The sequence below is a fragment of the Vibrio sp. 1CM24A genome (genome assembly GCF_023161725.1).
Classification (GTDB): Bacteria; Pseudomonadota; Gammaproteobacteria; order Enterobacterales; family Vibrionaceae; genus Vibrio; species Vibrio coralliirubri.
Map to the genome: position 1 here is coordinate 364,759 of NZ_JALNTS010000001.1, position 15,715 is coordinate 380,473.

Annotated in this window: 12 protein-coding genes; 6 read left to right on the forward strand and 6 right to left on the reverse strand. The window is 44.0% G+C overall.

The annotated features are described in order from the left end of the window. Positions 1–253: 253 nt before the first annotated feature. Together MSG38_RS01605 and MSG38_RS01610 are read right to left on the reverse strand one after the other, a co-directional pair. On the reverse strand, positions 254–2,692 hold the full coding sequence (locus MSG38_RS01605) for an ABC transporter permease (RefSeq protein WP_248400819.1): 2,439 nt from the start codon (positions 2,690–2,692) through the stop codon (positions 254–256). A gap of 1 nt (position 2,693) precedes the next feature. Further along, the gene (locus tag MSG38_RS01610; RefSeq protein WP_004730959.1) at positions 2,694–3,368 is read right to left on the reverse strand and encodes an ABC transporter ATP-binding protein; all 675 of its coding nucleotides are present in this window, start codon (positions 3,366–3,368) and stop codon (positions 2,694–2,696) included. Here MSG38_RS01610 and MSG38_RS01615 point away from each other — a divergent pair. The 5 genes from MSG38_RS01615 (at position 3,367) to mrdA (ending at position 11,402) form a co-directional block, all read left to right on the forward strand. After that, positions 3,367–3,984, forward strand: coding sequence for an arylesterase (locus MSG38_RS01615; protein ID WP_048608336.1), 618 nt, complete (start codon positions 3,367–3,369; stop codon positions 3,982–3,984). The two genes, MSG38_RS01610 and MSG38_RS01615, sit on opposite strands and share 2 nt — an antisense overlap. A gap of 81 nt (positions 3,985–4,065) precedes the next feature. Continuing rightward, positions 4,066–5,265, forward strand: coding sequence for an enoyl-ACP reductase FabV (fabV, locus tag MSG38_RS01620; protein ID WP_248400820.1), 1,200 nt, complete (start codon positions 4,066–4,068; stop codon positions 5,263–5,265). A gap of 178 nt (positions 5,266–5,443) precedes the next feature. Next, positions 5,444–7,351, forward strand: a complete 1,908-nt coding sequence (locus MSG38_RS01625; protein ID WP_248400821.1) for a GGDEF and EAL domain-containing protein — start codon at positions 5,444–5,446, stop codon at positions 7,349–7,351. A 120-nt stretch (positions 7,352–7,471) separates the two neighbouring features. Next, on the forward strand, positions 7,472–9,127 hold the full coding sequence (locus MSG38_RS01630; RefSeq protein ID WP_248400822.1) for an ABC-ATPase domain-containing protein: 1,656 nt from the start codon (positions 7,472–7,474) through the stop codon (positions 9,125–9,127). Between the two features lie 376 nt (positions 9,128–9,503). After that, entirely contained in the window at positions 9,504–11,402 is a 1,899-nt protein-coding gene (gene mrdA / locus MSG38_RS01635) for a penicillin-binding protein 2 (RefSeq protein WP_248400823.1), read from the forward strand. A gap of 125 nt (positions 11,403–11,527) precedes the next feature. On the opposite strand, the gene MSG38_RS01640 is transcribed toward mrdA, so the two are convergent. Both MSG38_RS01640 and MSG38_RS01645 read right to left on the reverse strand, forming a co-directional pair. Then, the gene (locus MSG38_RS01640) at positions 11,528–12,148 is read right to left on the reverse strand and encodes a DNA-J related domain-containing protein (RefSeq protein ID WP_048612688.1); all 621 of its coding nucleotides are present in this window, start codon (positions 12,146–12,148) and stop codon (positions 11,528–11,530) included. 576 nt (positions 12,149–12,724) lie between these two features. Beyond that, complete coding sequence (locus MSG38_RS01645) at positions 12,725–13,564, reverse strand: 2OG-Fe(II) oxygenase family protein (protein WP_004730947.1); 840 nt, start codon at positions 13,562–13,564, stop codon at positions 12,725–12,727. 201 nt (positions 13,565–13,765) lie between these two features. Between MSG38_RS01645 and MSG38_RS01650 the strand changes: the two genes are divergently transcribed. Continuing rightward, entirely contained in the window at positions 13,766–14,374 is a 609-nt protein-coding gene (locus tag MSG38_RS01650) for a DUF2238 domain-containing protein (protein ID WP_248400824.1), read from the forward strand. A gap of 125 nt (positions 14,375–14,499) precedes the next feature. Here MSG38_RS01650 and MSG38_RS01655 read toward each other — a convergent pair whose 3' ends face one another. Continuing rightward, on the reverse strand, positions 14,500–14,751 hold the full coding sequence (locus tag MSG38_RS01655; RefSeq protein ID WP_248400825.1) for a hypothetical protein: 252 nt from the start codon (positions 14,749–14,751) through the stop codon (positions 14,500–14,502). A gap of 21 nt (positions 14,752–14,772) precedes the next feature. After that, positions 14,773–15,678, reverse strand: coding sequence for a DMT family transporter (locus tag MSG38_RS01660; protein ID WP_248400826.1), 906 nt, complete (start codon positions 15,676–15,678; stop codon positions 14,773–14,775). Positions 15,679–15,715 lie beyond the last annotated feature (37 nt).

Here is a 15,715-nt window from a genome sequence, read left to right on the forward strand (position 1 = left end):
AACGTGCTTGCTAAGTTGCGCAAACCCTTTGTTTACAGGGACTAACCGCTGTTCATTAAATCGGCATTATTGGGCAATTAGTTTTAAAAAATGCTAAAAAGAGTGGAATATAAGGTGCGATATTTTTTACTTATGCTACCGGTTGGTCAAATAAAAAACGGTCTAAAGCGACGTATTATAAATAGTGCATGACTAAGTATAAATAATCTCACTTTTAGACCGTTTTAAGCGCTTGGCTAGATCTCGCTAGCGACTAGCCAAAATCCTTGTTTACTGGTGCCAACAAACGCTTAATTAAGCTATTCACTACCGCGGCCAATGTGATGAACGTTAGCACGGGTAGCGCTATCCACAGCATCGGGTGAAGTGAAGGTTGTAACTCGAAGCCAAAGTTCATAACGCCTGCCACGCTCAGCTCAGAACCGAGCGCTGCAATTGAGCCTGCGACTAACGCCATTAACCCGTACTCGCACCAAATAGTATTGAGAATTCGCTTCCTACTCGCGCCTAATGTTCGATACAAGCGTATCTCTTGTTGTCTTTGAGATAAGCTTAGTCGCAATAGAGTGAAGATAAGCAACAGCCCCGCCACCACACCTAACGCCGCAAGTACCGTTATCGACCAAACAATCTGTTTGAGCAGCTCTTGGATCTTGCTACCCATCTTGCGAATATCCATCAAACTCACGGTTGGGTGATTTCGAGAGAGTTCGTTGAGCATCTGATTGTGTTGTTCTTCTAACCTGAAGCTCACGAGCCAAGTAGAAGGAATTGAACTCAAGACATCTGGAGTAAAGATGAAGTAGAAGTTCGGCTTCATTTCACGCCACTCTACTTTGCGGATGCTATTCACCTTGGCCGAGACATTCTGGCTGTTGATTGTGAATGAAAGCTCATCGCCAATCTTTAGGTCAAGTTGCTCCGCGACATCCGATTCCACAGATACGCCCTGCTCTTGTGTCCAACTGCCTTCTAACACTTCATTGTACTCAGGTAAGGTATCTCCCCAAGTGAAGTTGATCTCTCGGCTTAATGCGTCTGTTTCGCCAGAGGTATCGCTGTATTCCGATGCTTCAACACCGTTTATCGTCGTCAGTCTTCCTCGGATAATTGGAAACGCTTGAGTACGCTCTACTTCGTTTGCATCAATCGTCTCGAGATAACTGTCTTTTTCATAGCTTGCAATGTTAAGTGCAAACGCATTTGGTGCGTTCTCTGGTAAGGTTTGCTGCCAATCTGACAGTAAATCACTTCTTACCAACCAGATGATAGACAGCAACATCAGTGAAAGCGCTAAAGAGCCAAATTGAATCCCAGTTGCTAAAGGTGTGCGATTAATTCGGCTTAATGCCAAACGCATTGATGTCGATGTTGGCAGCTTACCGACTAAACGCAGAACAAACGTACTGACAATCGCAAGCACTAAGAATAGGCAAGCGATACCCGCTAGAACTATCCACACCAATAGATTGTCGCCATACATCAACATCATTGGAATAATAGGTACTAGTAACAAAAGGTATTTATTGTAACTTTCATTGGACTGGTGACTTGATTGAATAACGCTAATTGCCGAGGTGTTAACCAAGCCAATTAGCGGGATACCAAGAGCAGGTACACCAATTAAGATGCTTGATAAAATCGCCAAGATAGCAGGTTCAATACCATAACTAGGAAGTGGCGTTGGTAATAAGTCGCCCAAAGGTATACGAAGCAAAAACTCCAAGCCGATACCGATGGTTATTCCCAGTACTGCACCGATAACCACTAACAGAGATACCTGTACAGACAACCATTTAACGATCCACTGCTTGCTTGCACCTAAACTCTTAAGCATCGCGATGGTTTTACGGCGACTCGCAACATAATGTTGGCAAGTGAGTACCAAAGTGGTCGCAGCCATGATCACAACAATAGCCACAGTTAAAGAAAGATATTGAGTCGTGCTTTCGAACATGTCGTTAGTACGGCTCGCAGAATCTTGAGTACGCCAGCGATCGCTTGGTGTTAATTCTACGCTGTCTTGCGCGGCTTGCAGTTTTGTATCATCACCGTTAAGAAACAGCCTAAAACTAACACGACTGCCCGGTTGAATCGCTCCCGTGGCATCGATATCACTTGTATGAATCAGCACGGCTGGCATCTGTTGGAACGGGTTAAAGCTTAAGCCTGGTTCTTGAGTGATTCGTCCAGTTATCGCTAAATTGGCATCGCCAATAGTGACAATGTCACCAACTTCAACCTCTAACTGTGCAAATATACGCTCGTCTAGCCAAAGTTCACCCGGCTCAACATGGTTACTTGATGCTTTATCTGCGCCCTCTAAGATCATTTCACCGCGTAATGGGTAATTACTTTCAACTGCTTTCACCGTCACTAACTGCATTGAGTTGTCACTGAATGCCATGGTTGAAAAACGAGTCAACTGAGAGCTTTCTAATTGTTCAACTTGAGTAAGGTCTAACAAGGATTGCGGAATTGGGTTTGCTGAGATAAACACGCTATCGGCAGTAAGCGCATCTTTGCCCTGCTTAACAATTACCTGCTCCATACGTTCGGCCAACGCCGACAATGCAAATACACAAGCAATAATAAGCGTTAAAGCGATTGAAACTGGCCACAACTGACCGTGTCGAATCTCTTCGATACTCCATGAAAACAGGCGTTTATTCAGTCCGTTTGATGAATTCAATTTAGACTTCCTCTATCTGACCGACATGCATCTTAAGTGTTCTTTGGCAACGTTGTGCAAGCTTAGGATCGTGTGTCACCAAAACTAACGTTGTGCCGTGGGATGAGTTCAATTCAAACAACAACTCGACAATTTTGGCAGCAGTTTGTTGGTCTAGATTGCCTGTGGGTTCATCGGCAAAAAGAATTTTTGGCTTAATCATAAATGCGCGCGCCAACGCGACTCTTTGTTGCTCACCACCAGATAGCTGCGACGGCAAGTGGTCAAGCCTGTCTTTCAAGCCTACTGATTCAAGCAGAGCCGTCGCGCGTTCGATGTCTTCGTCTTCTCCCTTCAACAAACAAGGCAACGTGACATTTTGCAGCGCAGAAAGGCTTGGAATTAATAAGAAGCTTTGAAATACAAACCCTACCGATTCACTGCGGATCTTAGCCCTTGCCTCATCATCAAGCTGTGAAAGTGGCTGCCCTAATAAACTGATTTCGCCTTTCGTTGGTACATCAAGACCAGCAAGCAGCGTCATTAAGGTCGACTTACCCGCGCCAGACGTGCCGACAATCGCGACAGTTTCGCCTTCACGAATATCGATATCGACGTGCTCTAGGATTGTTAAATGTTCTTGATTAGTAGACACTGTCTTCGAAACAGCTTCTGCTTTAATGATGGATGTATGCATGACTCGACTAATTTCCTTTTTATTCTTTATTTTATTTTCAACCGCTTCTTTGGCTCAAGATACCGACTTAGATTCTAAGTTGCTGGTCCTTGGTGATAGCTTGAGTGCTGGTTACAACATGGACATCAAACAGAGTTGGCCAAGCCTGTTACCAGACGCGTTAGCAAAGCATGACAAAACGGTAACCGTGGTTAACGGAAGTATTTCTGGTGATACAACGGGCAATGGTTTAGCTCGCTTACCACAATTGCTTGAAGAACATGCTCCAGACACCGTTCTTATCGAACTTGGTGCGAATGATGGACTTCGTGGTTTCCCACCTAAGCTGATGTCTGCGAATCTTGATCAAATCATTGAGCAGATAAAAGCTGCGGGCGCCAAACCTATAATGATGCAGATTAAAATCCCACCGAATTACGGTAAGCGTTATAACCAACAGTTTGAATACGTTTTTGCAGCGCTTGCTGATCAACAAAACGTGCCACTTTTGCCGTTTTTCCTAGAGCATATCATCCTCAAACCTGAGTGGATGATGAACGATGGACTGCATCCAAAACCAGAAGCTCAACCTTGGATTGCTGAATTCGTCGCCGAAGAATTATATCAGTATCTTTAAGTTTTAATGGTCTAGCTCAATAAATTTTACACAGCTTTACGTTAGCCTGAGTGCATATCACCGTTAACTGTAAGGTTATTTATGCTGATCGAACCTGTTATCAAGGGTGTGGTAGCCAAAAGCGCTCACCCTCTTGGCTGTCAAGAAGCCGTAAAGCAACAAATCAAGTTTGTTAAGAGTGCGCCGCAAATCAAAGATGGCCCTAAACGAGTACTGATTATCGGCGCTTCCTCAGGCTTTGGCCTTGCCGCTCGTATTGCCCTTACCTTTGGCGGCGCAAAAGCTGACACTATCGGCGTCTCATTCGAGCGCGGTCCAAACGAAAAATCCCTAGGTAGTGCTGGTTGGTACAACAACATCTACTTCAAAAAAGAAGCCGAACGAGAGCAACGCACTGCTATCAACATCGTTGGCGACGCATTTTCGCAAGAAACACGTTTACAAGTTGTCGAAGCCATCGAAACCTACTTCGAAGGTGAAGTAGATCTGATTATCTATAGCTTAGCTGCAGGCGTTCGTCCTAAACCAGATTCCGATGAGTTTTGGCGCTCTGCCATCAAACCTATTGGTGAAAGCGTGACTGGCGCGACCATTTCTCTGGAACACGACAATTGGGTGACCAACACACTTGATGCTGCGACGGAAGAAGAAGCCGAAAGCACACTCAAAGTGATGGGCGGCGAAGATTGGGAACAATGGATAGATGAGCTTATCAACGCTGAATCTATTGCTCCGGGTTGTAAGACAATCGCGTTTTCTTATGTGGGTCCAGAAGTCACACACCCTATTTATTTAGACGGTACATTGGGACGCGCTAAGATCGACCTTCACCAAACCAGCCACGCTCTTAACCTAGAGTTAGCTAACTTTGATGGCAACGCTTACGCGACCGTCTGTAAAGCCCTAGTCACTAAAGCGAGCGTTTTCATTCCGGGACTCAGCCCTTACTTACTTGCTTTGTATAAAGTGATGAAAGAGAAAGAGACCCACGAAGGTTGTATCCAACAAATGCAGCGTTTGTTTAGCAGTAAACTCTATGGTCAATCAAAAGTACCGCTTGATGGCGAGCGATTGATCCGTATGGATGACTGGGAACTAGACCCAGAAATCCAAGCACACGTGACTGAGCTACTAGAACAGATGGACGAAAATAACTTCCAAACCTTAGGGGATTACCAAGGGTTTAAAGAGGAATTTCTTCAATTAAATGGGTTTGCTCAACCATCGGTAGATTATAGCCAAAAACTTAATACAGAAGATTTTATAAAGTTAAAGCCTTAATCGAAAATTATCTCATTACTGAGACCCGGATTCACATTTGAAAACCTCTGCATAATTGCGGAGGTTTTTTCGTGCAACATTTCTTATACTTACTAAACGTAAGGTTCATAGTTTATTTGGTTCATCATAATTAACACAGGATGTGTTGATGCATTTAGCATAATTGACTCGGAGTCATATGAAGAAAATAAAAACGATAGACTTAGATATTCCAGACGATATGGAGTCCGGTTGGCAGAACATTGTTGACCTTTTAGCTCAAATCACTCAAGTGCCTGCCGCGCTCATCATGCGTGTTCACGCCAACTACATTGAAGTATTCTCTACTAGTCGCAGTAAAAACAACCCATACAACAAAGGCGATTCTGAAACCTTAGGCAATGGGCTTTATTGTGAAACAGTCATGGAGTCCCAACAACAACTTGTTGTGCCTAATGCCCTGGCCGATCCTGCTTGGGAAAATAACCCAGACATAAAGCTCGGTTTAGTCTCTTATTGTGGCATTCCGCTGCTTTGGCCAAATGGTGAATTATTTGGCACTATCTGCATTTTAGACTCGAAAGAAAACCACTACACCCCTACCTATATCAAGCTTTTACAGAGCTTTCGCACCTCGATAGAATCTCAGCTTAAAACCCTGTTTCAGCATGCTAAGCTCACTCAAATGAATAGAGACTTAAAAAACCGTGTTTACACTCGGACTAAAGATCTTGCGAGTCTTAATTATTCATTAAATCAAGAGATTGATAAGCGAAAAGCAGCAGAGCAAAAGATCAATTTCCAAAAGAATCATGATCTCGGTACGGGCTTTTTAAACCGAAACGCATTTGAATCTCGCTTAAACCACAAGCTACTGTCACAGCGAAGGCTGACAGACAGCTCATTTGCCGTCGTTCATATTGGTTTTACCAACGGCAGACGCATTCAGGCTCGATACGGCTATAATGCGTTAGACCAAGTGCTTGTTGAATACCGAAAACGCATCGACAGTATTTCTGATATCGATGTATTAACTGCACGCCCTACTTCGGTTGATCTCGTGCTGGCGTTTAGCGTTAAAGATTTGCACCATCGCCTTGAAGAGCTTTGCCAGACGCTTGTTAAAGTTGGCCATTCAGAATTCGAGATAGAAAGTGACAAAGTGCATTTGCACGCGTTTATTGGGATTGCAATTACGAACGACGAAGATGACGCGGAAAGCATTCTGCAGAAATCTTCTGAAGCGATGTTAGCGTGTAAAGATTCAGGACAAAAGTTCGCTTACTACTCTCAATCTCATACCGAAGAACAAACCCACATCAATAAGATTGAAGGCTACTTGCTTCAAGCAGTTCGTAATGATGACCTTATGCTCTACTTTCAACCCAAAGTTTGTCCGTTGACGCATCGTTGGGTTGGTGCAGAAGCTTTGCTTCGTTGGCGACATCCTGTTTTGGGCGACATATCTAACGAAACCCTGATCCACATGGCTGAACAAAACGGTTTGATTTTCGAAGTGGGCAGCTTTGTTTTGCGCAATGCGATTGAAAAAGCTAAAGAGTGGTCCGAATACGTCGACGATTTTAAAATGGCCGTCAATGTGTCTGCGATTCAACTTAAGAACATACACTTTGCGGAACAAGTGGTTCACCTACTCGAAACCTATCACCTAGAGCCTCGTTTCTTAGAACTTGAAGTCACAGAGAGCGGCCTGATTGCTGATGAAGTGGTTGCCAAGAATACCTTGGAATCTTTGCACGACATTGGCGTTACATTGTCACTGGATGACTTCGGTACGGGCTACGCCTCTTTCAGTTACCTGAAGAAATTCCCATTCGATACTATTAAGATTGATAAGAGCTTCATCGACCAAATGCTTAACTCACACGAAGACTCGGAAATTGTTCGCTCTATTGTCCAAATTGCCAAAAAGCTCGACCTAAAAGTGACGATTGAAGGCATAGAATCTGAGGTTCAGGAGCAATTTATTATTAATGAGGGCTGCGATGTGGGCCAAGGTTACCTTTACGGAAAGCCAATGCCGAGCCAAGAATTCGAACACAGCTTAATCAATCAAAACTATTTGGGGTCAACTCGTTACGCTTAAAGCGAAAAAGAGCAGTTAGTTTTGGATTTAGGCCTACTTTCTCTTTACTCTAAAGGTGGTGATTTTTATAATCGCCGCCTTTCTGTTTTTATCTTTCCCCTTATATAGGCATTCCTCGTTATGGATCAGTTGACTGCAAAGCTTAAAAAGCTCGAAAAACAAAACTACCGTGCATATCAACAAATTAAAGGTCAATACGACTTTGCTGATTTTGAATTACACATCGACCACATCCAAGGTGACCCATACGCGTCAGCTTCTCGTTTTCGTGCAACGCGCGCGTGGTCTTTGACCGGGTTAGATTGGCTGAAAGAAAAATCTTACGAATACCAAGTAGCCGCACGTGACTTTATCGCACGTAGCTTCTCTGAGTTCGCGAAACAAGAATCGACCGTTTCTATCGCGCTGACGGGTCAAACCGTATTAGACAACACAGCTGTTGTATTCACAGACCACGGCATCGAAATTCGTTTCCGTATTAATCTACCAGCTGATGGTCGTAGCATTCTTGCTAAGAAAGCGAACAACATCATCACTTTCTACTTACCGAAATTTATTCGTCGCGCGACGCTTGCGCGTGAGTTAAACATCGATGCAATGATCAAACATTGTGAAACGATTGAAGACCAAGAAGCGCTGCGTGCTCAATTGGATGAAAACAACCTAGCGGCGTTCGTTGCAAATGGCAGTGTGTTACCTCGTATCGCGGGTAACTGCGACCTTCCGATGAAAGACGCGGTACCTTTCGCGGCTCCAGAATCATTGAGTGTTACTTTAAACACTCCAAACCAAGGTGACGTGACTGGCCTAGGCATTCCAAAAGGCATTACGCTGATCGTTGGTGGTGGTTTCCATGGTAAATCGACACTGTTGAACGCCGTTGAACGTTCTATCTACAACCATATTCCTGGTGACGGTCGCGAAGGCATCGTAACTGCGATTGATACGATGAAGATCCGTGCTGAAGATGGGCGATGTGTGCACAGCTTGAACCTGTCAAACTACATCAACCATTTACCAATGCAGAAAGACACATCTGACTTCAGCACACAAGATGCGTCAGGCTCTACGTCTCAAGCGGCTTGGTTACAAGAATCGATTGAAGCCGGCGTTCAAACTCTACTTATCGATGAAGATACGTCAGCGACTAACTTCATGATTCGTGACGAGCGTATGCAAGCACTAGTGTCAAAAGGCGATGAGCCAATCACACCACTTGTCGACCGCATTGGTCAGCTTCGTGAAGAGATGGACATCTCTACCATTGTTGTAATGGGCGGTTCTGGTGATTACCTAGATGTCGCGAACACTGTGATTCAAATGCACGACTACCAAGCGGTAGATGTGACTGAAAAAGCAAAAGACGTGATTGCTCAGCACCCTACTCAGCGTACTAACGAATGTGAAACTGCTTTAGAAACGTTTGTACCACGTTCATTGAACCGTGCTTCACTCATGAACATTCTGACTGACGGTAAATTCCGTGTTAATGCTAAAGGCAAAGAGTCACTGCGTTTTGGTAAAGAGTTCGCAGACCTTTCTGCACTTGAGCAATTAGAGTCGCCGTCTGAAGTGAACGCGATCGGTTGGGCTTGGTTCCAATTCGCACAAACTCCAGGTTGGTCAAACAACCCTGCTAAAGAGTTTAACGCTATTTTAGAAAATGAATGGCACGCTAACATGCCTAACTACGGTGACCTAGCGAAACCAAGAACATTAGATGTGATGGCTGCTCTGAACCGTATGCGTAAATCTCAGTTCAAGCCTTCGAACTGATTTCGTTAAATATCGGAATTATTGTGCTTCTAGGCTTTTGAAGTTCTAAGCTTCTAGTTTACTAAAGCTTCTAAGCCACTAAATAAGCAAGTTAACCTTCTACGGCTCTCATTCTGAGGGCCGTAAATTTATCTAATCTCTAATCACCTAACCTCTAGTGTCGTCAAAACTCTTGAACTTTAGAAATTCATAAAACCAATCTTTACATCAATTACTTATCATCTTGTGCAATAAGAAAACTATAGGCGCTGTTTACTGCCATCTAATACTGTCGATCCCAAAAATCATGACATAGCTTTTACAAAACCCTAGTGATATTCAGATAAAGTCCCGATTCGACAGGTGTAACCAAATGTAACAAAACCTTGAGGCTTCAATGAATCATAAACGCGTTAAGATGCGTGACCATAAAATCGAAGTGAACCTATTCAAAAACCGCGTAATCGTCGCGTTTTGTGGGATCTTGATGTTCACTCTTGTCTTAGTCGGTAATCTATACCGACTTCAAGTTGATAACTTTAAAAGCTATCAAACTCGTGCCGATGGCAACAGAATCAAAGTATTACCTATCGCCCCTACTCGTGGACTTATTTACGACCGTAACGGCGTGTTGCTTGCAGAGAACAAGCTTGTCTTTGATCTGACCATGATTCCAGAGCAAACCGATGATGTCGATGCAATGCTCGCCAAGCTCGACAAATATGTCCCCCGTGATGCTGAGCAGATCGCGCGTTTCAAAAAACGCTATCACAACACCCGCCGTTTTAAATCTGTAACTATTCTAGAGAACTTAACGGAAGAAGAGATTGCTAAGTTCTCCGTGCACCAGTACCAGTTCCCCGGCTTATCTATCGATACCAGCTTAAAGCGTTTTTACCCGAATGGTGAAGTGCTTACCCATGTTCTTGGTTACGTGGCGCACATCAATGATAGCGATCTCAGAAAGCTTGAAGAACAAGGGATAGAAGCGAATTATCAAGCTACAACAATCATAGGTAAGCTCGGCGTTGAACGTTATTACGAAGATATCCTGCACGGCACCAAAGGTTATCAAGAAGTCGAAGTAAACAGCCGTGGCCGAATAGTCCGAACCATTGAGTACGTGCCGCCTGTAGCTGGCAAAGATATCGTGTTAAATATCGACCTTGAGCTGCAAAAATACGTCTTTGAGCAACTTGATCACAGAACTGGAAGCGCGGTTATTCTCGATCCGAAAGACAACAGCGTGCTGGCAATGGCATCCAGCCCGAGTTACGACCCTAACCTATTTGTCGACGGCATTTCGAGTAAGAACTATCAACGCTTATTGAATGATCCTGCTCACCCGTTGGTCAACCGCACCACTTTAGGTGTTTATCCACCTGCATCAACCGTTAAACCATTTATGGCTGTGGCAGGACTGCAAGAACATGTCATCTCTGAAGATACCATTCGTAACGACCACGGTGTTTGGAGAATTCCTGGCTCTAAACGAAACTCTAAATCGTGGCGAGACTGGAAACGTTGGGGGCACGGACCTGTCGATGTCACTCAAGCCATTGAAGAGTCGGTAGATTCATTCTTCTATCAAACTGCTTTTGATTTAGGTATTGACCGAATTTCAAGTTGGATGAACCGATTCGGGTTTGGTGAACCGACAGGCATTGATATCTATGAAGAAAGTACCGCCAACATGCCGACTCGAGAATGGAAGATGATGCGTTATCGCACCCCTTGGTATCAGGGTGACACAGTTCCGATTGGTATTGGCCAAGGTTATTGGACATCGACACCTATGCAACTTGCTAAAGCAACGTCAGTATTGGTTAATCATGGTAAGGTGATGCCCCCTCATATCTTGAGAGCCACCTTAGATCACGGCGAAGATTTCAGTACACAACAACTTGTCGAACCGGAGCCAATGCCTTCAATCACCGAAGTACCGGATAGAATTTGGGATGTGCCAATCAACGCGATGCGACTCGTAAACCACGGTAGTCGAGGCAGCGGCAGACGAGCATTTAAGGGAACTGACTACACGAGCGGCGGTAAATCAGGAACTGCACAAGTCTTTGATCTTGCGAAAGATCAGGTCTACAACTCGAAGAAACTCGCTAGGCATTTACTTGACCACGCGCTTTACACGGCTTTCGCACCGTATGAGCACCCTGAATATGTCGCAACTGTGGTTATTGAACACGGTAACGGTGGTTCAAAAGTCGGTGCGCCTTATATCCGTAAAGTACTCGACTATGCCTTTGAACATAAAAGTGGCGAGAGCAAAGATCACTCCTAGCACCAACAACTTAAGTCGCCGCAGCACATAGCGTAATGACGAGAAAGCCCCACTAGTGTCACTCACAATGTGGGGCTTTCTATTTTAAAGTTCCATTCAACTAGGCAACTAAAAGTGCCTATCGATTATGAGCTTCTTAATACATGCCATGCTTCACAGAGCGTCTGAAATTTTGCGGTGTTGCCCTCGTCTCTGTCTGGGTGCCATCTCAACGCCAGTTGCCGCCAACGCTTTCTAATCTCATGGTGAGTGGCGTCTAAAGGTAGCTCAAACAAGTTTAACGCTCGGCTTCGATCCATATCGAGCTCATCACCACCAACAAACTTTCTGTACCGAGTCCAAAATTCGTTCAATAGCCTTTTGACTTCGCCTTCATCCGCTTCATAGTTAACCCAATTAATATAGTACTCTCGAAGTGGGTCTTGATGATCGATGCTGTGACTGCTTCCGTGATAACGACCATTCATCAATTCGATGTCCATAGCTTGGACTTGTAGCCAACCATCAGGGTGTAAGGTTTCTTGAAGCTGATAAAGCGCATTCATGATAAGGAAGTTCTTTTTAAACAACTCTTTCTCAGGCACTGCATCTAATACTGGCACAAACCCAAGGTCGTTCAGGTGAGCCGCCAATGTGTGTACTTTCCATCCGCTTGGCTTTTGCTTAAGCACTTCCATTATCGGCCAAAGCAATGGGTTTTCCATATGGCAATGAAAGTTTGCTCTCACATCTTGATGATTCGACATAGTTGACTCAGTTAGCTTCTCTGAATTAATGGATTTCTAGAACAGTCGATACTATAAGTGACCTATTTCACATCCGTTGCGTATCTTCTTTAATTGAAAGCGATTTTCTACGATTTGTCGAGCTTAAGGACAAACAACTTTCTAACGCTTGGCTTAAAGGCACCTTTCATCGTCAAAAACTGAGTACCATTTCGTTGAATACAACCATTAGGGCGTGTTGACCTTTAGCGGTTAAATTTTGTTCGAGATAAAAGCGTTTTAATCGCGGCGAGGGAGAAGTAGCCTAGTCATTCTAAGCAAATCTCCCTCAACAAAGAGTAAAACGCTTTTAGCCGAACCCTTCGGGCAGCGTTTGCTGGTCATTTCTACTACGTTATCGGCTTCTCATGTAGGCTAGCTACACATCGATGCCTCTGCCTTGTATAAATACCCAGCAACTCGCTGCAAAAATCAGCTCGAAAGATCAACACGCCCTAGTAATAAAGCCGCTCTTCTTTGGCACGGATACAAAAAAGGTCAGCAATTTAGCTGACCTTTCACATCTACCCCAGTTTTAGGGACGAAGCATTGAACTTACTAGATAACGCCAAGCTCTCTTAGACGTTCCATTAGGTATTCGTTTGCTGTGTACTTTTCAGATAGCACTACTTCTGGTTTCGGGTGAAGGAATAGAGGCAAAGAGATACGAGACTTCTCTTGGCGTTCACCTGATGGGTTGATTACACGGTGAGTTGTCGATGGGAAGTAACCACCTGACGCTTCTTGAAGCATGTCACCGATGTTGATGATCATGTTACCGAAATCACATGGAACATCTAACCACTCGTCATTTTGAGCTTTAACTTGAAGGCCCGGTTCGTTTGCAGCAGGAAGAACTGTCAGTAAGTTAATGTCTTCGTGTGCCGCAGCGCGGATTGCACCTGGCTCTTCATCACCTTGCATTGGTGGGTAGTGAAGAACACGAAGCAGAGTCTGTTCACTGCCGTTAATCATTTCTGATAACGCAATAGAGAATTTCTCTTGTACTTCTTTAGGAGCATGAGCTTCAACCCAACCTAGCAGCTCTTGAGCAAAAGCATTCGCACGTTGGTAGTAATCTAGAATCTGTTCTTTCAGCTGCTCAGGGATTTGGCCCCAAGGGTAAACGTGAAAGTACTCTTTGATGTCTTTTACAGTGTGGCCCTTAGCAACTTCAGACACTGAAGGTGGAAAATATCCATCTTGTGTTTCAACATTAAAGTGGAAGTTCTCTTTTTCTTCAGAGATGAAGAATTGGTACCAGTTTTCGTAAATTGACTCAACAAGCTCTTTCGGGATTGGGTGGTTCTTAAGAACACCAAAACCAGTTTCACGTAGAGAGCGAACAAATTGTTCTGCTGCGTCGTCAGCAAGGTAATCGACAGTTTCCAGTTTCATGACTTTCTTTCTTGTTATGTAGTAATAGAGCGATTTTAAGGATCGCTTTGTTGTAAATCAAACTTTTGTGAAACTCTAGCAACCGTTTGTCTAGATACTGGGCGATAACGCTACTTTTCAACAAAACTGGTGATTAAAGCCCAATTGAACACTGTTCATTATTGTGTAACACTAATAAAAACTTCGACGAGAGATCTTGATATGACAATCACGCCACTTGCTCAAAATCGACCATTACTGTCATTGACGACGCTGTATCTGATTGTGTTTCTATTTTCAGCGTTTGCTCCCTCTTCAAGAGCGGTATGGATTGCCGAAATTGTCCCAGCGCTTGCGATATTGGTGGGAATCTGGTGGTTATCAACAAAGCTCACCTTCACTAAGACAGCTTACGTTTTAATGTTTATCTGGCTAATTTTGCATACGATAGGCGCGAAATATACCTTCGCAGAAGTGCCATTTGATTGGTTCAACAACATGATAGGTTCAGAACGGAATAACTTTGATCGTGTCGCGCATTTCTCAATTGGCCTTTATGCTTACCCACTCGCTGAGTACTTAATTCGTAAAAAACTGGCTCAACCGGTACTGGCATGTTTCTTTGCGCTATTTGCGATCATGAGTGTGGCGGCAGGTTATGAAATTATCGAGTGGTGGTACGCGGAGATTGCAGGTGGTGATGAAGGTATCGCGTTCCTTGGCTCACAAGGTGATATTTGGGATGCACAGAAAGATATGCTGTGTGATACCACGGGCGCAATTGTCTCGCTATTACTTCTTAAGCTTCAAGGGCGTATCAAAGCTTACTAAGCTTACTTATTTACTCTGAGTATCAAAAGCAACGTTGAAATGCCACACACAAACCGTGCTGTGGCATTTTTAGTTTCAGCCTTGTTTGCTCGTTTTAATATGACTGGTCGTTTCATCGTGACAGGTTATTTCATCGTTACCTTGCCACCAACAAACTTGTAGGCTGGCGTACCTCGAACCAAAGTGTCTCGCGCAAATTCAATCCCGCATTCAGGGCATACACATGGCTCTGTCGTGAAATCTTCAACGATACGCTCCTTAAAACATTTCACGAGCGCACCTTTGCCACCTTTCCGATACTTAAAAAGCTGCGTTTTGCATTTGGAACAGAAAATCTGAACCGTCTTGGTCGGTTGTTTCTTGTTTGGTTTAGCCATAGAAGTTAATGATTGAACTCTTTATTTCTTAAGTTTAGGGGCGACAAGAACCAAGCTTATCCCAAGAAGTATAACGGTTGATGAGACTATAAATTGCATGGTGACAGGTTCAGATAAAAGTAATACGCCACCAAGTGTCGCGATAACTGGAACAGAAAGCTGTGCAATAGACGCAACCACGGTATTCAGTTTTTTCACTACGTAATACCACAAACTATAACCCACACCAGAAGCCACAGAGCCCGATATAACCGCGTAAATCAAACCTTGCTCAGTGATAGACACTTGCGTTAACGCATTAGGTATCAAAATTAATAAGCTTAATACCACAAGGATAACTAGCGAACTGAATCCAAAGTTAGCGGTGGTCGATTGCAATGCGTTTGACGATTTCTTCCCTGCCAATGTGTAAATGCCCCACCCAATTCCGGCCAGAGACATCAAGACGATAGAAACTAAGTCGGGTGCCTGTGCCGATTCCGTTGGCATTAACAAGTAAACAAGCCCTGCCACAGATAACAAACATCCGCCCCACTCGATTAGTGACATTCTGTTTCCAGAAAACAAGTGCGTGGCAATCATCGTAAATTGCACTGCGACAAACAACACCAGCGCACCAAGACCTGCGCCAAGCTCTAAGTAAGCAAACGAAAAACCAAACATATACACGAGCAGTGACAATATTGATGTGAGTTGAAACTGTGATTTGAGCTTTGTGTATAGCGATGTGTTGTTTGCTAACTCACTTTTAGCTTTAGATTGGGAAGATAAAGCTAATAAAATAAGAAGAGTAAGCGCACCCGATAAGATACGCACGATCGAGAAACTCAAAGGATCAATCGCTTGTTCCATCAAGGCCCAACGACACAATACTGAATTAGCGGCGAATGCCACCAGCGTAATAAATGTAACCATCAGAGTTTGCATCGTTTTATCCTAAATGAGTTGTTTGGTCCTAAATGAG